At 55.8% G+C, this 20750-nt stretch carries 17 protein-coding genes, 1 other RNA gene and 1 pseudogene; 6 read left to right on the plus strand and 13 right to left on the minus strand.

Translation table 11 applies throughout. The features are described 5' to 3' along the window. The 7 genes from ACTVDO_RS10780 to secG all read right to left on the minus strand — a co-directional run. A partial coding sequence (locus ACTVDO_RS10780; protein WP_442901495.1) for a helix-turn-helix domain-containing protein occupies window positions 1-279 on the minus strand: 279 nt, incomplete at its 3' end. A 349-nt stretch (window positions 280-628) separates the two neighbouring features. Then, window positions 629-2296, minus strand: a complete 1668-nt coding sequence (locus ACTVDO_RS10785; RefSeq protein WP_020961450.1) for an IS1634 family transposase — start codon at window positions 2294-2296, stop codon at window positions 629-631. 1015 nt (window positions 2297-3311) lie between these two features. Next, window positions 3312-3663: a transfer-messenger RNA gene (gene ssrA, locus ACTVDO_RS10790) on the minus strand. A gap of 223 nt (window positions 3664-3886) precedes the next feature. Then, window positions 3887-4354: an SsrA-binding protein SmpB gene (smpB, locus tag ACTVDO_RS10795; RefSeq protein ID WP_063164804.1), complete on the minus strand. Its 468-nt coding sequence runs from the start codon at window positions 4352-4354 to the stop codon at window positions 3887-3889. A gap of 79 nt (window positions 4355-4433) precedes the next feature. Further along, window positions 4434-6704, minus strand: a complete 2271-nt coding sequence (gene rnr / locus ACTVDO_RS10800) for a ribonuclease R (RefSeq protein WP_442901496.1) — start codon at window positions 6702-6704, stop codon at window positions 4434-4436. 23 nt (window positions 6705-6727) lie between these two features. Further along, on the minus strand, window positions 6728-7468 hold the full coding sequence (gene estA, locus ACTVDO_RS10805) for a carboxylesterase (RefSeq protein WP_020961177.1): 741 nt from the start codon (window positions 7466-7468) through the stop codon (window positions 6728-6730). Window positions 7469-7542: 74 nt separating this feature from the next. After that, window positions 7543-7779, minus strand: a complete 237-nt coding sequence (gene secG, locus ACTVDO_RS10810) for a preprotein translocase subunit SecG (protein ID WP_020961178.1) — start codon at window positions 7777-7779, stop codon at window positions 7543-7545. Window positions 7780-7983: 204 nt separating this feature from the next. On the opposite strand from secG, the pseudogene ACTVDO_RS10815 reads away from it, so the two are divergent. Both ACTVDO_RS10815 and ACTVDO_RS10820 read left to right on the plus strand, forming a co-directional pair. After that, a pseudogene (locus ACTVDO_RS10815) lies at window positions 7984-8106 on the plus strand (oxidoreductase); the annotation flags it as partial. 303 nt (window positions 8107-8409) lie between these two features. Continuing rightward, window positions 8410-8625 (plus strand): hypothetical protein, encoded by a 216-nt coding sequence (locus ACTVDO_RS10820; protein WP_020961180.1) that lies wholly within the window; start codon window positions 8410-8412, stop codon window positions 8623-8625. 112 nt (window positions 8626-8737) lie between these two features. Here the strand turns inward: ACTVDO_RS10820 and ACTVDO_RS10825 are convergent, their stop codons facing one another. Beyond that, on the minus strand, window positions 8738-10237 hold the full coding sequence (locus ACTVDO_RS10825; protein WP_020961181.1) for a carboxylesterase/lipase family protein: 1500 nt from the start codon (window positions 10235-10237) through the stop codon (window positions 8738-8740). Window positions 10238-10412: 175 nt separating this feature from the next. On the opposite strand from ACTVDO_RS10825, the gene ACTVDO_RS10830 reads away from it, so the two are divergent. From ACTVDO_RS10830 to ACTVDO_RS10845, 4 genes are all read left to right on the plus strand, one after another. Beyond that, complete coding sequence (locus ACTVDO_RS10830; RefSeq protein WP_020961182.1) at window positions 10413-11405, plus strand: sulfonate ABC transporter substrate-binding protein; 993 nt, start codon at window positions 10413-10415, stop codon at window positions 11403-11405. A gap of 16 nt (window positions 11406-11421) precedes the next feature. After that, window positions 11422-12204, plus strand: a complete 783-nt coding sequence (ssuC, locus tag ACTVDO_RS10835; protein WP_020961183.1) for an aliphatic sulfonate ABC transporter permease SsuC — start codon at window positions 11422-11424, stop codon at window positions 12202-12204. A 15-nt stretch (window positions 12205-12219) separates the two neighbouring features. Next, complete coding sequence (locus ACTVDO_RS10840) at window positions 12220-12975, plus strand: ABC transporter ATP-binding protein (protein WP_020961184.1); 756 nt, start codon at window positions 12220-12222, stop codon at window positions 12973-12975. Between the two features lie 223 nt (window positions 12976-13198). After that, window positions 13199-13855 (plus strand): YitT family protein, encoded by a 657-nt coding sequence (locus tag ACTVDO_RS10845; protein ID WP_442901497.1) that lies wholly within the window; start codon window positions 13199-13201, stop codon window positions 13853-13855. A 514-nt stretch (window positions 13856-14369) separates the two neighbouring features. On the opposite strand, the gene ACTVDO_RS10850 is transcribed toward ACTVDO_RS10845, so the two are convergent. From ACTVDO_RS10850 to ACTVDO_RS10870, 5 genes are all read right to left on the minus strand, one after another. Next, on the minus strand, window positions 14370-15650 hold the full coding sequence (locus ACTVDO_RS10850) for an MFS transporter (protein ID WP_051391602.1): 1281 nt from the start codon (window positions 15648-15650) through the stop codon (window positions 14370-14372). Between the two features lie 150 nt (window positions 15651-15800). Next, window positions 15801-17093, minus strand: a complete 1293-nt coding sequence (gene eno / locus ACTVDO_RS10855) for a phosphopyruvate hydratase (protein WP_442901498.1) — start codon at window positions 17091-17093, stop codon at window positions 15801-15803. 51 nt (window positions 17094-17144) lie between these two features. After that, complete coding sequence (gene gpmI / locus ACTVDO_RS10860; protein WP_442901499.1) at window positions 17145-18680, minus strand: 2,3-bisphosphoglycerate-independent phosphoglycerate mutase; 1536 nt, start codon at window positions 18678-18680, stop codon at window positions 17145-17147. Then, the gene (gene tpiA / locus ACTVDO_RS10865) at window positions 18673-19434 is read right to left on the minus strand and encodes a triose-phosphate isomerase (RefSeq protein ID WP_020961189.1); all 762 of its coding nucleotides are present in this window, start codon (window positions 19432-19434) and stop codon (window positions 18673-18675) included. The genes gpmI and tpiA overlap by 8 nt, the downstream gene beginning before the upstream one ends. 80 nt (window positions 19435-19514) lie before the next feature. After that, window positions 19515-20699 carry a phosphoglycerate kinase gene (locus ACTVDO_RS10870; protein ID WP_442901500.1) on the minus strand — a complete coding sequence of 395 codons (1185 nt, stop codon included), beginning with the start codon at window positions 20697-20699 and terminating at the stop codon, window positions 19515-19517. Window positions 20700-20750 lie beyond the last annotated feature (51 nt).

The following is a 20750-nucleotide window of genomic DNA, read 5'->3' on the forward strand; positions in this document are numbered from 1 at the left end:
TTCCTGCTGTTCTTCGGTGAGAAACGGCTCCCGCCCGGGGGCGAAATCCCGATGAAGCAAGAGCTCCAGACCGCCTTCGTTGAACAGCGACACATAATGGGAAACGGTTTGTCGGCACACGTTGACCATGGAGGCCACCTCTTTGCCCAAATAGCCTTCCATGACCAGGCGAACCGCCATCACCCGTTGGCGAAGAAGGGTGTTTTTGATTTTCCGTTCCTGTTTGCGAAGTGTCCGAGGTGTCCATCCGTGATCGTTGGTGATTTTGAGACGTTTCATGCAGAATTCCGCTCCTTTTCCATGCTTTTCCTTAGGAGCAGTATAACCGGAGTGGGAACCACTTATACGAAGGTTAACTTTTCAATGAGCATATATATAGTTATATGACCAAGTCTCAAATAGCTAAAGCAGGTCAGTTTGCCTGGGATGTCACATATGCGGCAAAAGAATATATATTATTGCAAGCAGCAGGGGGAGACCCTATCACATGGTCTGGACTAGTTAACGCTATTTGGAATAAGGCTAAAGGATATCTACCCGAGTTCGACAGTGACTAGGCAAACAAAATGCCTCTCGCCCCTTGATGCAAAAGGGACGAGAGACATTTGGGCACACTTCGGGCGTGTATCTAGGCGCGGGGATGGATGCCTAGGATCTTCGGAGGAGGCTCCAGCCCTAGAGCCGTAAAGAGTTGCGCTTGTTTGGCCGTCAGCTCGGTTCGTTGATAAAGGTCGCCGTTTTTGGAAGAAAAATGTCCAAGCATAAGACGCTCACATTCATCCCTTACTTTCGGCCACGATTCATGAGTCCGGATCTCCACGATCCGAACTAACAAGAGGGCTAGCCAACTGAGCAGCACATGCGCCCGGATGCGGTCTTCCAAGCGATGATACATGGGACGCAGCTCAAGTGTCGATTTCAACGTCCGAAAGGCCTGCTCGATATCCACCAGCTGCTTATACCCAGTGGCGACATCTTCGGCAGACAAGGTGTCATCAGAGGTTCGGATGAGATATTTGCCGTCGTACTTTTCCGCGTCACGAACCGCCTGCTTGTCGATGCGAAGGGTTCCATCCTTCAATTGACGCAAGTATTTTCCGTAGGACGGATGGGAACGCAGCCGGCAGGTGGCCTTATGATGAGTTTCATTAGGGAGTTGGCGAAGCCCCTCCAACTCCTCTTTCAGCGATTCGAGCAGCGTTTCCCGTTCTTTGCGTTGGCGTTCGGCTTCGCTGGGATTGTACACGAGAACATAGCGTTGACGGGCTTCTCCGTCACCCACGATGATTTCTTTGATATGCAAGTTTTCGCGAACTTGTTGGTAGCGCCCGCGGCGGCTCAATGCCTCTTCGACGGCGGCTTTGCCGGACCGCATTTTTTCGCCGACAATGTAGTGTCCGCCGGCCTGTTGCAAGATTCGCAAATTCTCTTCAGAGGAAAAGCCGCGGTCCATGACGCTGATCACACGTCCAAGCTTCCAGCCAATCAAGTCTTGTTTCACCTGTTTGATGACCGTCATGTCCATGGTATTGCCAGGCCATACCCAAGCGCGAATGGGGACTCCTTCCCGGGTGACGGCCAGTCCAATGACGATTTGGACCAAGTCTGGGCGTTTGTCTTTCGAGAATCCTTGTTTTCGAAGTGATTCTCCTTCCGGTGTTTCAGAGGGATCCACTTCGAAGTACGACGAAGTCGTATCGAAGTAAATCAAGTCGACTTCCAAATTCAATAAATCGGCCACGGCATGGAACACTTGGCGCTCCAATTCCGGCTGTACGGCCAGCAGCTCATCCATCGCCCGGTATAACTGGTGGCTGGCGGCTTGAGGAAGGTGAGGGATATACACGTCTTTCTCCACCCACTCCTCCATCGCCAACTTGCTTGACGGATGAAGGGCGCGATTCGCCACCATGGCAAAAATGAGCCGTTCCAACGGAATTTGATGATGTCGGGAGGCAAACAAGGAGTGGAGAATCTCTCCCAACCCCAGTTGTCTCCAGAGCTGATCCAAGAGCCAGACGCCGCCGAGGTGTTTGCATGACTGGAATTGAAAGTCATCGGAGGCTTCTTCTGTCAACCTTTCGACTTCCCAAGCCTGCTCAGGAGAAAGGAATCGCGAAATGCTTTTGGCCAGACGCTCCAAGACGGCGCGATCCACTTCATCTTCGCGCCCGAATGAATAAATCACCTTCGCTTTCGCATATTTGGCCTTTGGATCCCATTCATTGTGAGCAAGCTGGAGATAAGCAACGGTCGTTCCGTCTTTGTTTTTGCGTGTGACTCGTCGTATGTACATGCCTATATTATAACGTATAAACTTTATATTTAAAAGAAAAAATTAATAAATCGTGTGCCTATGAAATTCGGCATTTTTTCCTAGGATCCACATTACGAAACCCTTGATATAACAGCATTTTGGTCATTTCCATTTGCCTAAAATGACCTCAAAACTGTCGAACTCGGGATCTAGAAGGCCGGTGAATTAGTGAAAAGTCGCGAAAAACGGACTCTTCTCAAATTGAGAAGTCCTGTAAAATCAACGCCTCTCTTTCACCCAAAAGCAACGGATTCGGCGAAATCGGTCGTTTTTCACCAGTTCTCTAGGTTTTTTAAAGAAATTAAAGTAAAATACTTTAATTATATAAAGGAGTTGTTATGTTTATCTTATTTGCGGCAAGTATGGTGCTGTTATCGGGGATAGCTCTTCTTTATTGGACAATAAAGCACTTAAATAACGAGATTCATAAACAGAACGAATATATAAATGATCCCACTCCAGAATCTTTTAATAAAGTTGTTATAATGTATTTTTTAAATATAATCCTAAGAATGTTGCCAGTAAACATTATAAAAGGAATATTAGTCATATTTTCGATCGGTTTAATATTTTTGTCAGCATTCTTTTTTTCTCTACTGTAGGTGAGCAAATTAGCTAACATAAATTTACAGCCGAACCAAAAAAGCGACATGGACTCGATTCCTTGGTTAGAATAGACAAGTGCAGCTCTTGGCGGCGCTAGAGTTGAGGCCGCCTCCGAAGATTGTAGGCATCCATCCTCGCGCCTAGATACACGCCGGAAGAATGCCCAAATGCCTCTCGTCCCTTTGGCCTCAAGGGATGAGAGGCATTTTGTTTACTTGGTCACTGTCGAACTTGTATACAATGCAAGGCAAAAAACACGGTGCAAAATCCGCGCAAAATTTTCGCCCATTCGCTGGCTTCTTTCGGATTCTTGAAAAAGCAAAAACGACCGCAAACACGGTCGCATCAAGCGGTTCACCATTTTTCATCCGAAACAGCAACATGTTGGAAATGGAGACGGTGGGAGTCGAACCCACGTCCAGAGGCATCGCCACTTAAGCATCTACGAGCGTAGTCGGTATATTTCGCTTCGCCGTCCGTTCCGCCTACCGACAGGCCTCCCGGCGGCTAGCCTGGTTCGTCTCTTCCCTCATCCTCAGGCGGCGGATTTGGGCGTAGCCCGCTTCATATGAGCCCCTCGAACGCCACGCGGGCGATGGCGGGAGGAGCTAGCTGCAGCAATTAAGCAGCTAAAGCGTAGTTTTGTTTGCCAGTTATCTTTAGGTGACGTTTTTACGAGGACGTCCCCCTCGGCTCGCCGCTTAAGCTCGACCTACCCCTGTCGAATCCGGATCGTCCCCGCGGTGCGAAGAGATCGGAACAGCTTAAGCTCTTGGTAACTGGCTGTTGCACTTTTTATTATACCATGGTTTTGCGCATTTTCAATGGGAATGTTTTCAACGTCGGTGAAAACCAATGGTTTTTTCCAAAAGGATGGAATTCGCTAGGAAAGAAGAGCCGATGTTTCAAGGCTTCCCCACTTGAGAAACATCGGTTTTGACTTTTTTATACGTCGCTTGCTCCCTACAGCTTTTGCCGCTCGCGGAACACCCGCTCGATTTCGCGCTGCGCTTCTTTCCGTTTCATGTCTTCGCGCTTGTCGTATTTTTTCTTCCCTTTGGCGACGCCAAGCTCCACTTTGGCGAAGCCGTTTTTGATGTACAATTTCAGCGGCACGAGCGTATACCCTTGCTCTTTCGTGTAGCCGATCAGCTTGTTGATTTCACGGCGGTGCAGGAGGAGCTTGCGCGTCCGCAGCGGATCATGGTTGTAGCGGTTGCCTTGTTCATACGGGCTGATATGCATATTATGGAGAAATACTTCCCCTTTTTCCACTTTGGCGAACGAATCTTTTAAGTTGACGCGCCCGTTGCGGATCGATTTAATTTCCGTCCCTTGCAAAACGAGACCCGCTTCATACGTTTCTTCAATAAAATAATCATGGCGCGCTTTTTTGTTTTGCGCGATCACTTTTCCTTCCCCTTTTGGCATACACGTCCTCCTCCTCATCGTAGCGCTTTTATTGTACCAAAAACGAAAAAGAAGGAAAAGCCGCCTGCTCGGCTTTCCCTTACCGTTTTTTCTTTTTCTTCTTTTTTGCTTTGGCGCCGCGATTCGTGTTGTGATTCTTTTTCGCTTCTGCTTTTGCTTTCTTTTGCTTTTTCCCTTCGATGACGACCGGAGCGGCTTTCGCTTTCGACGGGCGGCGTCCTTTCATGCCGACGACTTCAAAGTCGACGATCCGCTCGTCTTTGTTGACGTTGATGACGCGGACGGTGATTTCATCGCCGATGCGGTACATTTTCCCCGTCCGCTCGCCGATCATCGCGTAGCTGCGCTCGTCGTAGCGGTAATAATCGTCCGTTAAATAGCTGACGTGCACCAATCCTTCGATCGTGTTCGGCAGCTCAACGAACAAGCCGAAGTTCGTCACCGAGCTGATGATGCCGTCAAATTCCATCCCGATTTTGTCTTCCATAAACTCGGTTTTCTTCAGATCGTCCGTCTCCCGCTCCGCCTCAACGGCGCGCCGCTCCATATCGGAAGCGTGTTCGGCAATTTCAGGCAACTTTTCCGCCCATTTTTGCTGGGTGTCAAGATCCATCTGGCCGTTGATGAGATACGTCCGGATCAACCGATGGACGATCAAATCCGGGTAGCGGCGGATCGGCGACGTAAAATGGGTGTAAAACTCAGTCGACAGACCGTAATGGCCGAGGCTCTCGGCGTCATAGCGCGCCTGCTTCATCGACCGAAGCATGACGGTCGAAATGACCATCTCTTCCGGCTCGCCGCGCACCGCTTCTAAAATTTGCTGGAGGGCGCGCGGATGGATTTGGTTGCCCGTTCCTTTCACGACATAGCCGAAGTTCGTGATGAACTCCAAAAAGCGCTGCAGTTTTTCCGGCTTCGGATCCTCATGGACGCGGTACATAAACGGTACGTTCAGCCAATGGAAATGCTCGGCGACCGTTTCGTTCGCCGCCAGCATAAACTCTTCAATGAGCCGCTCGGCGACCGAACGCTCGCGCAAGACGACATCGTACGGTTTGCCGTTTTCATCGACGAGCACTTTCGCTTCCTTGAAATCAAAATCGATCGCCCCGCGCTTCATCCGCTTCGTGCGCAAAATGTCGGCGAGCTCGGCCATCAGCTCAAACATCGGCACGAGCGGCGCGTATGTTTCCCGCAACGCTTCGTCTTTGTCCACCAAAATTTTATTGACATCGGAATACGTCATCCGCTCCGTCGTGCGGATGACGCTTTGGAAAATGTCGTGGCGGACGACTTCGCCTTGCGGGGTGATTTCCATCTCGCACGACAGCGTCAGCCGGTCGACTTTCGGGTTGAGCGAGCAAATGCCGTTGGACAGCCGGTGCGGAATCATCGGAATGACGCGGTCGACCAAATAGACGCTCGTGCCGCGCTCGTACGCCTCGCGGTCGATCGGCGACCCTTCTTCGACGTAATGGCTCACGTCGGCGATGTGGACGCCGAGTTTATAGTTGCCGTTCTCAAGCTTCGTCACCGTCACCGCATCGTCCAAGTCTTTTGCATCCTCGCCGTCAATCGTGACGATCATCTCGCCGCGCAAATCGCGCCGCCCTTCCAAATCTTGCTCGGTAATCACATCGGGCACGCGGTTCGCATGCTCGATGACGTCATCGGGAAATTGAAGCGGCAGGCCATGCTTATAGATGACCGCCAAAATGTCGACGCCCGGGTCGTTTTTATGGCCGAGAATTTGCACGACTTCCCCTTCGGCGCTCATCCGCCCTTCCGGATACGAGGTGAGCCGGACGACGACTTTATGTCCCTCAACCGCGCCGTTGGCGGCGTTTTTCGGAATGAAAATGTCGTTGACGATTCGCTTGTCATCCGGGATGACGAAGCCGAAATATTTGCTTTCGGTGTATGTACCGACGACTTCTTTCACCCCGCGCTCCAAAATGCGGACGATCGTCCCTTCGCGGCGCGCCCCGGATGAATCGGCCTGGACGCGCACGAGCACGGTGTCGCCGTGCATGGCGTTTTTCAATTCGGACGGCGGGATGAAAATATCGTCCATTCCCGGCTCTTCCGGCGCGACAAAGGCAAATCCTTTCGGGTGGCCAATCACTTTGCCGCGCACGAGGTTCATCCGCTCGGGCACGCCATAGCGGTTGCTGCGCGTCCGGACGATGAGCCCTTCCTCTTCCATGGCGACAAGCGTTTTGACAAATTCCTTAAACCCGTCCGCATCCTCAATCCCAAACGCCTCTTCCAGCTCCTCAACCGTCAGCGGCTTATACGCCTCATCGCGCATAAACGTTAAAATTCGTTCGGCCAATGCGTGATCCATCGGCCATCCCCTCCTTTCCGCCGTTACCAATCCAACGACTCCAAAAACGCATAAACATCTTCGTGCAATTGTTCTTTTTCTTCATCAAGCGTAATGACATGGCCGGATCGTTCGTACCATTTGATTTGTTTCACCGGTGATTCAATTTCGTTATAGATAATGTTGGCGCTGTCCGGGTTGATCATCTTATCGTGGCGCGCTTGCACGACAAACGTCGGGGCGTAAATCAAATCGAGATGGTTGCGCACATCGGCGATCAGCTCTTGCAGCGCCTTTAACGTCTTCATCGGCGTCTGCTTGAACTGCTCCATCTCCTGTTCGATTTGCTCCTCTGCTTTTCCTTCCCGCTTTTTATACTCGCGCGCATACTCGAGCACGCCTTCGTACATCGTTTCCACGCTTTTGATGTACATCGGCGCGCACATCGTCACAATGCCCTCTATAGGTACAGTGTAACCTAATTTCAATGAAAATACGCCTCCGAGCGACAGTCCGGCGACCGCAATTTTTTCATAGCCTTTCCCTTTCAAAAACTGATAGCCGTTCATGACGTCTTGCCACCAGTCATCCGGCCCGGTGTGGACGAGCTCCTCGGGCGGCACACCGTGTCCTTTGTAAATCGGCGCGTGGCATGTGTAGCCTTTCGATTCTAAAAAACGGCCGAGCATCCGGACATCAGCGGAATTACCGGTAAACCCGTGCAAAAGCAGCACCGCCCGCTCCCCGGCTTCAAAGAAAAACGGTTTTGGCGGAACAATTTTCATCATGCGTTCTCCTTCCTCTCTCGCTGAAATAGAAAAGGCAGCCCGTTTCGTTTTGGACCGCCCCCGCGTTTCGCTTATGATGGTTGCACATAGGCGACGACAATCGCCAACACAAAGAACAAAACGGCCAACACGACCGTGACGCGCTGAAACACCGCGTCGAGCCCGCGCGCTTTCTGTTTACCAAACAGCTGTTCGGCGCCGCCGGTAATCGCCCCGGACAGCCCGGCGCTCCGGCCCGACTGCAGCAACACGACCACAATAAGCGCAACCGACACAATGACAAGCAGCGTCACAAGCAAGGCATGCATGCCTGACACCTCCAACGACCAACATTGCAATAGTTTTACTATACCATAGATCGGCGTTGGCGGCAACTGACGAAGCGGGTCAGAGTCAGTCAAGACTGTGTGGAAACTTTTTTGACAAGGCCGTGCTCCAATTCCACACAGAGAAAGCTCTACTCTCTCGACAAATTGGGCCAAAATGAAGGGCGACAGGAGCGAAAGGGGAGAATGATCACGGTTCGATTTGCAACGACCGGCACAAACTGGATCACCGAGTCGTTCATTGATGCCGCGCGGTTGGTCGACTCGTTCGAATTCGCCGCCGTCTACTCGCGAGCTGAGGAAACAGCACATGCCGCTGCATCAACAGACACATAGATTCCTCCAAAGAACGGCTTCGGTCATCGGGGAACAAGCGAGCTGATCGAGTCGCTGCCAACGGTGTTAAAGGAAAGACTGCGTTTCCTGCCTTTGCGAGACAGCTGAATCGAAGGGCGGAGTCCAAAAAATTCCTCCCCCTTTGCCTAGATGAAGGAACGTTTTCTCCTCCGTCTGTTTGACGCTCCCACGCCTCGGGTGCGGGCTGGTCATTGTCGTCCGCCGCTGAAATGCGTTACAATAGAAAGCAAATGAGCAACGACTGGAGGGACTTCAATGGCAAGACCGGACGAACGAGTCGTCATCGCGATTGACGGCTATCAATTCAAGCGGGCGCGCGAGGCGAAGGAAGGGAAAATTTTCGTCACGTCGCCGATCGGGGCGAACTTTACGTTCGATGTCAACGTCATGCGCAAGCTCATCGAGGCCATCGACCGCGACCCGGCGCTGGCGGAACAGTTCGGGCTTCCTTCCCGGGGGGCGAACGAATAACAAAGGAACGGCGCGATGGCCGTTCCTTTTTGTTTTGATGAAGAAACGTCAGAACTCCTTTTTCGATGACGGACATGCTCTCAGACGTTCGCCCCGCCGCTGGCCGGATCGTTCAAACGCGCCCTTGCCACGCCGCCCGCTCGCGGCCGAACGGATCGTCTTCCGCATGGCTTGCGGCCGAAAAGACAAAGGCCGCTTTGCGCTCGCTCGTATACGCCGGCCACGCTTCCGGCAAATGAGCGCCGTTTGGATCGCCGGTGCGGGCGAACGAAAGCCAAGCATAATGCATTTCGTTGGCGATCGCCTCGCGCTCCGGGCGGGCGCCGACGAAATTCGCGACGCCCGGCTGGTGGAGGTTATGAAACACAAACGGCAGCTCGAGCGCGTGGCACGCTTTCAGCCGGCCGCCGAACACCGGCGTTTCATAGTCAAACCGGTACATGTACACATCCGCCCCGTGCGCCGCCTGAGCGTCCGCCGTCCGCAGCATCCCCTCGACAAACACGCGGTACGTCATGATGCGAAGCCATTTCTGCCAGGCGGGCGCCGACGGCTCGGCCGTTTCCGCATAATAGCGGATCGCCGCTTCCGGCACCGGTCCGACTTCCCGGCTGATCCGGTCGAGCAGTTCGCGTTCGCCAAGCTTCGTCCACGACAGATCGGTCAACGTAAACAAGTTGTATTCGTCTTTCGTCACGCCGATCAAAATCGGAACGCCGCCGGCCGCCCCGTCTTGGAGCGCCTCGATCGGATGGCGGCGCAGCACGCGCCCGTCTATGACCGGGCCGTACATGACTCCGGGGCCGAGCGACAGCGCCGCTTGCAGCAGCTCCCCGGCCGGAATCGACAACAGCCGGCCGCGGTCGCCCGGACGGATGCCGGCCCGCTCGAGAATGCGCTCGGTCGCCGCCATCGCCGTCTCCGGCGAACGAAGGAGAAGCGACCCCGAACCGCTTTGCAAAATGGCGCGCTGAAACAGCCCCCTTGCCTCCGGCAGCGACAACAGCACACCGACGCTCGCCGCTCCGGCCGATTCGCCGAAAATCGTCACATTGTCCGGATCGCCGCCAAACGCCGCGATGTTCTCTTTCACCCAGCGCAGCGCCGCCACTTGGTCCAAAATGCCCAGGTTGCCGGATGAAGCGTACTCGCCGCCAAACAAATCCCCAAGATGCAAAAAACCAAACACGTTCATCCGATAGTTGATCGTCACGACGACGACATCGCCGTGTTTCGCGAACGCCGTCCCGTCATACCACGGCGAAGAGCCGGACCCGAACAAAAAGGCGCCGCCATGAATCCAGACGAGCACCGGCCGCTTCTTCTCATCCGCCGCCGGCGACCAAACGTTCAAATACAGCCCGTCCTCGCTCGGCGCCTCATTCATCCGCCCGAGCAATCCGCTGAAAATCGGATCCGACGGCTGCATGACGACAGGGCCAAACGATATCGCCTCCCGCACCCCATCCCACGCCTCGGGCGGTTCCGGCGGCAGAAACCGCCGCTCGCCGACCGGCGCTTTCGCATACGGGATTCCTTTCCAAACGAAAACGCCTTCATTCATTCCCCCGCGCAACCGTCCATACCGCGTCTCGACAATCGTTCGTTCCATTCCCTCACTCCCTATTGTTTTCGAACTATTCAAACATATTATAACCTGCGGGGCGGCGAAGTGGCAAATATTCCCCTGTTTCCCAACCGGTACACGCACGATCTTTTTTGGGCGTCATACACTAGTGAGCAGTGCTGCACCAGCGCATCTTGAACGAAAAAGGGGGTCTTACACAATGCGGGCGAAAGTGCTTTTGTCATTGCTTGGCGCTTGGCTTCTCGTCTGGCTTTCGGCGTGCGGACAGCCATCTCCCTCCAAAAGCGGCGGGTCAAACGGAAAAACGGCGCACGTCATCCGCATCGGCTACCAAAAAAACGGGCCGCTCATTATGTTAAAGGAGCTCGGCACGCTGGAAAAGCGGCTCGAACCGCTCGGCTATCGAGTGGAATGGTCGGAATTTCAAGCCGGGCCGGCGCTTTTGGAAGCGTTGAACGCCGGAAGCATCGATTTCGGGCGGACGGGCGATTCTCCGCCGATTTTCGCCCAGGCGGCCGGCTCATCGTTAGTGTACTTGGCCGCCGGCAATTCGAAAGCGCGCGGGTCCGCCATTTTGGTGAAAGCGGATTCTCCCATCCAAACGATAGCCGATCTGAAAGGGAAAACCGTCGGGTTTGCCAAAGGATCAAGCTCCCATTTTCTTCTCATTCAGGCGCTTGCGAAAGCCGGCTTGTCATATGGCGAGATCAAACCGGCGTTTTTAGCCCCGGGGGACGCGAGAGTCGCCTTTGAACAAGGGGATATTGACGCGTGGGTTGTGTGGGACCCGTTCGCCGCTGATGCCGAACGGTCCGGCGGGGCGCGGGTGTTGACAAATGGAGAAGGATTGACGTCCGACCGCGACTTTTTCCTCGCTTCGGCCTCCTTTGCCCGCGAACACGAAGCGTTGTTGAAAGTCGTTTTGGAAGAAGTGCAAAAGGCGTGCGATTGGGTGAACACCCATCACGATGAAGCCGCCGCCATGCTGACCGAGATCCTCGGCATCGACCAAGAAGCGGTGCGCATGGCGCTTGAGCGGCGCGTATACGGGATCGGGCCGATGACTGATGAGATCATCAACGAGCAGCAGCAAATCGCTGCCACCTTTTACGAACTCGGCATCGTCCCGACGAAAGTGAACATTCAAGAAAACATCTTTGTCTGGAGCGAAAACGTGTTTACTTGGAACTAAAGGGGGATGGTGACAGATGCGCCGTTTGCTTGTGAACCGAAAATGGCTGCCATGGGGACTTCCGGTTCTTTGCCTCATCGCCTGGCAAGTGTTCGCGAAAGCCGGGCTCATTCCGGCCCGCATCCTCCCGGCGCCATCGGACGTTTCGGTTGCCGCGGCGGCTCTCGTCCAATCCGGGGAGCTGTTCCAACACATTTGGGTCAGCCTTTGGCGGGCGTTGGCCGGATTTCTCATCGGCGGGACGATCGGTTTTGTGCTCGGCCTCGTCAATGGGCTGTTCCGCACGACCGAGATGCTGTTTGATACATCGGTGCAGATGCTCCGCAACATTCCGCATTTGGCGCTTATTCCGCTCGTCATTTTGTGGTTTGGCATCGGAGAAAGCGCGAAAATTTTCCTCGTTTCGCTCGGCGTTCTTTTTCCGATTTACATCAATACGTACCACGGCATTAAGTCGGTCGACCGCGGGCTGATCGAAATGGGGAAAATGTACGGGTTAAACGGGCCGGCACTCTTTTTCCACGTCATTTTTCCCGGGGCGCTGTCGTCCATTCTTGTCGGCGTCCGCTTCGCCCTCGGCGTCATGTGGATGACGCTCATCGTCGCCGAAACCATTTCGTCCACCTCCGGCATCGGCTATATGGCCATGACGGCGAGGGAATTCATGCAAATGGATGTCATTGTGCTCAGCATTTTGCTATATGCCTTGTTTGGCAAACTATCCGATGTGATCGCCCGATTTTGCGAGCGCCAATGGCTGCGCTGGCATCCGAACTATCAACCTGACAACCGCCCATAAAAGGAGGAACGCCCAGTGAAACGGAAACCGCTGCACCCGCACGTGCGGCTTGCCAACGTCCGGAAATGCTACGGGACGGCGGCCGTGTTGAACGGACTTGACCTGGACATATACGCCGGGGAATTTCTCGCCATCGTCGGCAAAAGCGGCTGCGGGAAAAGCACGCTGCTCCGCCTCGTATCCGGTCTCGAAACGCCGGATGAAGGGGCCATCGTCATGGACGGCAAACCGCTTGATGGCGTAAACGCGCACGCCCGCATCATGTTTCAAGACGGGCGGCTGCTGCCGTGGAAAACAGTGCTCGACAACGTCTCCCTCGGCCTCGGCCCGGGCGGCCGGGAAGCGGCGGCGGCCGCGCTGCAAAGCGTCGGTCTCGGAGAACGGCTCCACGACTGGCCGGCCAACTTATCGGGTGGACAAAAACAGCGGGTCGCCTTAGCCCGCGCCCTCGTCCATGAGCCGCGCCTCCTTTTACTTGACGAGCCGCTCGGCGCCCTCGATGCGCTGACACGGCTGGAAATGCAGGCGCTGATTGAAGACATATGGATAGAAAAACGAATCACCTCGCTGCTCGTCACGCACGATGTCGAGGAAGCGGTGGCCTTGGCCGACCGCGTCATTTTGCTGCAAAACGGCGGCATCGCCCTTGACCTGCCCGTCCCGCTCCCGCGGCCGCGGGAACGAAGCCATCCGGCGTTTTCCGCCCTTGTCGGCCACCTGCTGCGGCAAATCATGGGCCGCCAAACAGAACAGCCGCTCACGATTTATTAACGCCCCCGGACGCGGGGCGTTTTTTCTGTCTGTTCGCAAACCCGTTGTGCTGAACCGGAACAACAACGACCGGCGTTTTCGCCGCCTTTTTCTGCCTGTTCGCAAGCCATCCTGTCCAAGTGCTAAACAACGGTTGACAAGCATAAGAACATAGTAGCCTTTCCGCTGCCGCCGCATAGGAAAAGCAAAAGGTTTTCAACATTCGGAAACAAGGATGGTCGTTGTGGACAAACAACTCGTCAGCTCCCCATCGTCTGTGGCGTATATTTTAGGCAAAAAATATTTGCTTGTCGTGATCGGAAGCATCATTCAAGGGGCGGCCATGGGGGTGTTCCTCTTTCCCAATGCCATTCCGTCCGGAGGAGCCGGCGGCATCACCGTGTTGTTGAACCACCTGTTCCGTCTGCCGACAAGCATCGGGCTTTGGATCGTGAACGCATCGGCGCTCCTTGTCGCCTTTAGGTATTTAGGTGGCGCCAGCGCCGTCGGCACGGTCATCAGCATCACGGTCACCTCCGTTTCCATCCAGTTTTTTGAGACGCATTGGCATACACCGCTCCCAAACGTCTGGACCGATGCCGCAGCCGGCTCGATCGTTCTTGGCGTTGGAATCGCGATCCTGCTCCGGCAAGGCGTCTCCCACGGCGGCATCGGGATCATCGCCTTGCTCATCGCCCGATCGAAGCACGTCAACCCCGGGCGGCCGCTCTTTTGGATCAACGGCGCCATTTTTCTGCTGATCGGCTACATCATCGACTGGCATCTTGTCCCCCAAGCCATCGGCTGCCAATGGCTGTCCACCCGCGTTGTCGACTGGCTGTACAGCACGCCGATGCCGCGCCGCATTTCAACAGCCGCGCTCGGCTGGCGAAAGCGGTAGGCTTCATTCTGCCCTCCTGGGGCCGGCCGCAGCCATGGACAAGGCGCGGCGGCCGACAAGGCGGGCGTCCCTTCGCCGCAAGCCGGCGACTGACGGAAGGTCGCTAAGGGACACCGCCTCCCCTTTCGGCTACGGGCTGGCGAACGACGGTCTCTAGGGGCGCCGCTCGGTTCGGTCCCGCCTTTGCGAAAACGTCCGGCAAACAACACGAGGCCTCGAGAAGGCACCTCGCCTCATCCGGCCTTTGCGAAAACACCCGGCCGCTTCCGGTGAACTCCGGGGAGCCGCCTCGCCTCATCCCGCCTTGCGAAAACACCCAGCCCTCTCCGAAGGACTACGGAGAGCCCCCCGCTCCACTCCCAAAAGCCGGCCGAACACGCCCGACAAGCCGCAAGGGAGCTCGAAAAGCCCCTTCTCTCCGCCCCGCCTTTGCGAAAACGTCCGGCCACTTGCAGAAGACTCTGGGGAGCGCCCCGCTTCGCCCCCCGCAAGCCGGGCGAAGACATTCGGCGACCTACAGAAGGCCGCCGCCGGAAGGGAGCAGCTCGTTCAAATCATCATCGCCTAAGCGCCGGCCGCGGTTCGGTTTCCCCCCTGGCTGCCGCCCGCTCCCGTCGACGCGAATCATCGTCAACGCCAGCACACCGACAAGCAACGTCAAGGCGGCGACCGACCAAAACATGCCGGCTTTCGACCAATCCATTAGCCGCCCGAAAACCGGCGGGCCGGCGGCGACGCCCAAAAAGCGGACCGAGCCGTACAGCGAAGTGACAAACCCGCGCCGCTCCTTGCCGACTGCGTTGGTGATGAAGCTGTTGATGCACGGGAGAACAAGCCCGGTTCCGATGCCGCCAAGCGCCAAAACAAGCAAAAACGGAACGAGGCGGGACGGAAACACAAGCGCCGCATACGAGGCCGTCATGAGCGAAAAGCCCGTGACGATCAGCGTTTTCATGAGCCGCTGCCGCCGGCCGATTTTCGCTCCGGTCGTGTACGACGTCGTGCACATGGCCAAAAGCGGGATGGCGAGGATCAACCCTTTTTTCACTCCGTCGATGCCGTACTGCTTTTCCAAGACGTCCGACAAATAAAACAGCATGCCAAACAGCGTAAACAAACATACCGCTCCGGCCAAATAGGCGGTCAGCAGCCACCGGCCTTCGCGGTGAAACACAGTTGCCAGCCCATGGACATAGTTCCGAAACGGCGGCGGCTCTTTCCGTTCCTTTTTCTCCTTGATGCACACCCAGACGAGGATAACGGAAAGAAGGCAAAACGCCGGAAAGGCGAAAAAGACGCCATACCAGGCGAGCAAGGCGATGAGCGAGCCGACAATCGGCGACAGCACCTTGCCGAAGCCGTTTGAAGCCTCAACAAGCCCCAACACCCGGCTTTCTTCCTTTCCTTGAAACAAGTCGCCGGTCAGCGCCATGGCGATCGGCGCCGTGCCGGCCGCCCCGATGCCTTGCAGCGCCCGGCCGACGAGCACCCACATGTACGCATGGGCGAACGCGCTCGCCGCCAATCCGGCGAGCAGCCCGCCCGCGCCATACAGAAAGAGAGCCGGAAGCATCACCGCCTTGCGCGAGAAGCGGTCGGACAAGTAGCCGAAAATCGGGATGAAGACAGCCGCTGTCACGGAAAAGACGGTGATCGTCAAGCTCACTTGAAACTGCGACAAATGAAGCGCCGATTTCATCGCCGGCAGCACCGGAATCAACATCGAGTTGCCCAGCGTCATAATGAGCGGAACCGAGCCGATCGCGGCCACCGCCAGCGGAGACGGACGTTGCATGGTGTTTGACAATGGCTTGCACCTTCCCTAAAACGTAATGAGTCCCCATTTAGCATCTCCGCGCGCCATGCCCGCTATCCCCGGCCGCCGCGAAAAAAGGCACCTTTCTTGGCAAACAGCCGAAAGGTGCCTCTCATCTTCCACTGTCGGTTATTGTTTCAAATTGTAAAACGAGCGGATGCCTTGATAAATCGCCGTGCCGCCTAATTCATCTTCAATGCGGAGCAATTGGTTGTATTTCGCGACGCGGTCGGTGCGCGACGGCGCGCCCGTTTTGATTTGGCCGGCGTTCGTGGCGACGGCGATGTCGGCGATCGTGCTGTCTTCCGTTTCGCCGGAACGGTGCGAGACGACAGCCGTATAGCCGGCGCGCTTCGCCATTTCGATGGCGTCAAACGTTTCGGTGAGCGTGCCGATTTGGTTCACTTTGATCAAAATCGAGTTGCCGACGCCTTTTTCAATGCCTTCGGCCAGCTTTTTCGTGTTCGTCACAAACAAGTCGTCGCCGACGAGCTGCACTTTTTTGCCGAGCCGCTCGGTGAGCAGTTTATGCCCTTCCCAGTCGTTTTCATCGAGCCCGTCTTCGATCGAGATGATCGGGTATTTTGAGACGAGTTCTTCATACCAAGCGACCATTTCTTCCGACGTTTTGACGACGCCTTCGCCTTCGAGGTGGTACTTGCCGTCTTCTTTGTTATACAGCTCCGACGACGCCACGTCCATCGCGAGCATCACTTGCTCGCCCGGCTTGTAGCCGGCTTTTTCGATCGCTTCGATGATCGTTTGCAGCGCTTCTTCGTTCGATTTCAAGTTCGGGGCAAAACCGCCTTCGTCACCGACCGCGGTGTTGTAGCCTTTCGCTTTCAATACCGCTTTTAAGCTATGGAAAATTTCCGCCCCCATGCGCAGCGCTTCGCGGAAGCTTTCCGCCCCGACCGGCATGACCATGAATTCTTGAATGTCGACGTTGTTGTCGGCGTGCGCGCCGCCGTTTAAAATGTTCATCATCGGCACCGGCAGCGTTTTGGCGTTAAAGCCGCCCAAGTATTGGTACAGCGGCAAGCCCACTTCATCGGCCGCCGCGCGGGCGACAGCGAGCGATACGCCCAAAATGGCGTTGGCGCCAAGCTTCCCTTTGTTTTCCGTGCCGTCCAATTCAATCAACGTGCGGTCAATCGCCACTTGATCGGTCACTTCCAGACCGATGATTTCCGGCGCGATCACTTCGTTGACGTTCTCAACCGCTTTTAACACCCCTTTGCCGAGGTAGCGGTTTTTGTCGCCGTCGCGCAGCTCGACCGCTTCGTACTCCCCGGTCGACGCGCCGCTCGGCACCAAGGCGCGGCCGAAGCCGCCGTCTTCCGTATACACTTCCACTTCCACCGTCGGGTTGCCGCGCGAATCCAGCACTTCGCGGGCGTAAACATCGATAATGGCAGACATGTGAACCCACTCCTTTTCTTTCCTTTAGTTATCGTTTCGTGCAACCGTTTGTTATTTGACAATCAACGATTTCCCCGTCATTTCTTTCGGCTGCGGCAAGCCGAGCAAATCGAGCATCGTCGGCGCCAAATCGCCTAAAATGCCGTCTTTGCGCAATTCAAGGCCTTTTTTCGTGACAATGACCGGCACCGGATTTGTCGTATGCGCCGTTTGCGGCTCGCCGTCCGGCGTCAGCACTTCATCGGCGTTGCCATGGTCGGCGGTGATGATGGCAATGCCGCCCTTCTCTAAAATGGCGTCGACGACTTTGCCGAGGCATTCATCGACCGCTTCGACCGCCTTGATCGTCGGCTCGAGCTTGCCGGAGTGGCCGACCATATCCGGGTTGGCGTAGTTCAAAATAATCGCGTCGTATTTGTCGGCGGCAATTTCCTTGAGCAGCGCGTCGGTCACTTCATAGGCGCTCATTTCCGGTTTCAAGTCATACGTCGCCACTTTCGGCGAGTTGATCAAAATCCGGTCTTCGCCCGGAAACTTCTCTTCGCGGCCGCCGCTCATGAAAAACGTCACATGCGGGTATTTTTCCGTCTCGGCGATGCGCAGCTGGCGCAAACCGTGCTGTGACAACACTTCACCGATCGTGTTGTCAAGGTTCGTCGGTTTGAAGGCGACATAGCCTTTCACCGTTTCGCTGAAATGCGTCAAGCAGACGAAAAACAAATGGTTCGGATGTTTCGGGCCGCGGTCAAATTCGCGGAAATCTTCGTTCGTAAACGTGTTCGAAATTTGGATCGCCCGGTCGGGGCGGAAGTTGTAGAAAATGATCGCATCGTTGTCTTGAATCGTCGCCACCGGCCGGCCGTCTTCGCGGACGATGACCGACGGCAGGACGAACTCGTCGTAAATGCCGTGTTCATACGAGTCCTCAATGCACTCGAGCGGATCGCGGTACGTCGGGCCTTCGCCGTACACCATCGCCCGGTACGCCTTCTCGACGCGGTCCCACCGTTTGTCGCGGTCCATCGAGTAGTAGCGGCCTGACAAGGTGGTGATTTCGCCGACGCCGTATTCCTTGATTTTTTCTTGCAGCTCTTTGATGTATTGCGGCGCCGTTTGCGGGCCGACGTCGCGGCCGTCCAAAAAGCCGTGGATGTACACCCGCTTCACGCCTTCTTTCGCCGCGAGACGCAACAGGGCGTACAGGTGGTGAATATGGCTGTGCACCCCGCCGTCAGACAGCAGTCCGAACAAATGCAAACTCGTTCCGTGTTGTTTGACATGGTTCATCGCCGCCAAAAACGTTTCGTTCCGCTCAAACTCACCTTCGCGAATGGCGATGTTCACCCTTGTCAAGCTTTGGTACACAATGCGGCCGGCGCCGATGTTCAAATGCCCGACTTCCGAGTTGCCCATCTGCCCTTCCGGCAGCCCGACCGCCTCGCCGCACGCTTTTAGCGTCGCATGCGGATACTCGTTCCAATAGCGGTCAAAGTTTGGCTTATGGGCTTGGGCGACGGCGTTGCCGTACGTCTCTTCGCGCAATGCAAATCCGTCCAAAATGATGAGGGCAACCGGCTGTTTACTCATGGCGCCCCGCCTCCACGAGCTGCAAGAACGAAGCCGGCTCAAGGCTCGCGCCGCCGACTAAGGCGCCGTCAATGTGTTCTTGCGCCAAAAAGTCGCGGATGTTGTCCGGTTTGACGCTGCCGCCGTATTGGATGCGGACCGCTTCCGCCGCATCGCTGCCAAATTGGCGGGCGATGACGGAACGAATATGGCCGCACACTTCGTTCGCATCTTCCGCGGTCGACGACTTGCCGGTGCCGATCGCCCAAATCGGCTCGTAGGCGATGACCGCCTGCTTCACTTGGTCCGGCGTCAAGCCGGAAAGCGCCTTTTCCACTTGCGACGCCACAACCGCATTCGTCTGCCCTGCCTCCCGCTCCTCAAGCGTCTCGCCGCAACAAATGATCGGCACAAGCCCGCGGGTGAAAGCGGCCAACACTTTTTTGTTCACCGTTTCATCCGTTTCGGCGAACATCTGCCGGCGCTCGGAATGGCCGATAATGACGTACGTGACGCCGAGATCTTTAAGCATCACCGGGCTCACTTCGCCGGTGTACGCCCCTTGGTCGGCAAAATGCATGGTTTGCGCCCCGATTTTCAAATCGGTGCCGGTTGTATTTTGCACCAGCCGGTCCAAAAACAAAAACGGTGCGCAAACGACAGACTCCACTTCGTTTGCCGGTGGGACGAGCCGTTTCACTTCTTCCACAAACTGAACGGCTTCCGCCATCGTTTTATGCATTTTCCAGTTGCCTGCAATGATCGGTTTTCTCATCGTTCACCTTTCCTTTCGCTAGGCGGCGGACAACCGCCGTGCGCCGGCCGTTTCCCTAGCACGGCGCCTTTAGGGGCATCTTACTTATCGTTTAACGCCACAACCCCTGGCAGCTGCTTGCCTTCCATAAACTCAAGCGACGCGCCGCCGCCTGTGGAAATATGATCCATTTTGTCCGCCAAGCCGAATTTCTCGACAGCTGCGGCCGAGTCTCCACCGCCGATCACCGAGTATGTATCAGCAGCTTCAGCGAGCGCTTCGGCGACCGCTCTCGTCCCGTGGGCGAATGTGTCCATTTCAAAGACGCCCATCGGGCCGTTCCAGACGACGAGCTTCGATTGGCGAATGACGTCGCGGTACAGTTCGCGCGTTTTCGGACCGATGTCAAGCGCCTCCCAATCGCCCGGAATAGCGTCAATCGGGACGATGTTCGTGTTGGCGTCGTTCGCAAACCGGTCCGCGACGACGACATCGACCGGCATGTAAAAGCGGACGCCTTTTTCTTTCGCCTTCTCCATAAACGATTTCGCCAGCTCGATTTTGTCTTCCTCAAGAAGCGACTTGCCGACGTCATGCCCAAGCGCCTTGACGAACGTGTACGCCAACCCGCCGCCGATGATCAAGTTGTCGACTTTCTCCAACAAGTTGTCAATGACGCCGATTTTGTCTTTCACCTTCGCCCCGCCGATAATCGCCGTAAACGGTCGGTCCGGGTCCGAGAGCGCCTTGCCGAGCACTTCGATTTCTTTTTCCATCAAAAACCCGGCCACCGCCGGCAAGTAGTGGGCGATCCCTTCTGTCGACGCATGGGCGCGGTGGGCGGCGCCGAACGCATCGTTGACGTATAGATCGGCAAGTTCCGCAAACGCTTTGGCGAGCTCAGGATCGTTTTTCTCTTCACCGGGATAAAAGCGGACGTTCTCCAACAGCAGCACATCGCCTTCCTTCAAGTTCGCGACGGCTGCCTTTACCTCATCGCCGACCGCTTCGTCTGTTTTCACAACCGGACGCTCAAGCAGTTCGCCGAGCCGCTTGGCGACGGCATTCAAGCGCAGCTCCTCGACGACTTTTCCTTTCGGGCGGCCGAGATGGCTTGCCAAAATGACTTTCGCCCCGTGTTCGACCAAATAGCGGATCGTCGGGAGTGCGGCGCGAATGCGCGTGTCATCGGTGATGGCGCCATCTTCCATCGGAACGTTAAAATCGACGCGGCAAAACACGCGCTTCCCTCTCACCTCGACGTCGCGGATCGTCTTCTTGTTCATCGTTCCAGCCCCCTTTAGTGACAGTTTTGGCAAAGGAAAAGGAGTGGGGAT

The organism is Geobacillus sp. BK01, assembly GCF_052220245.1.
Classification (GTDB): Bacteria; Bacillota; Bacilli; order Bacillales; family Anoxybacillaceae; genus Geobacillus.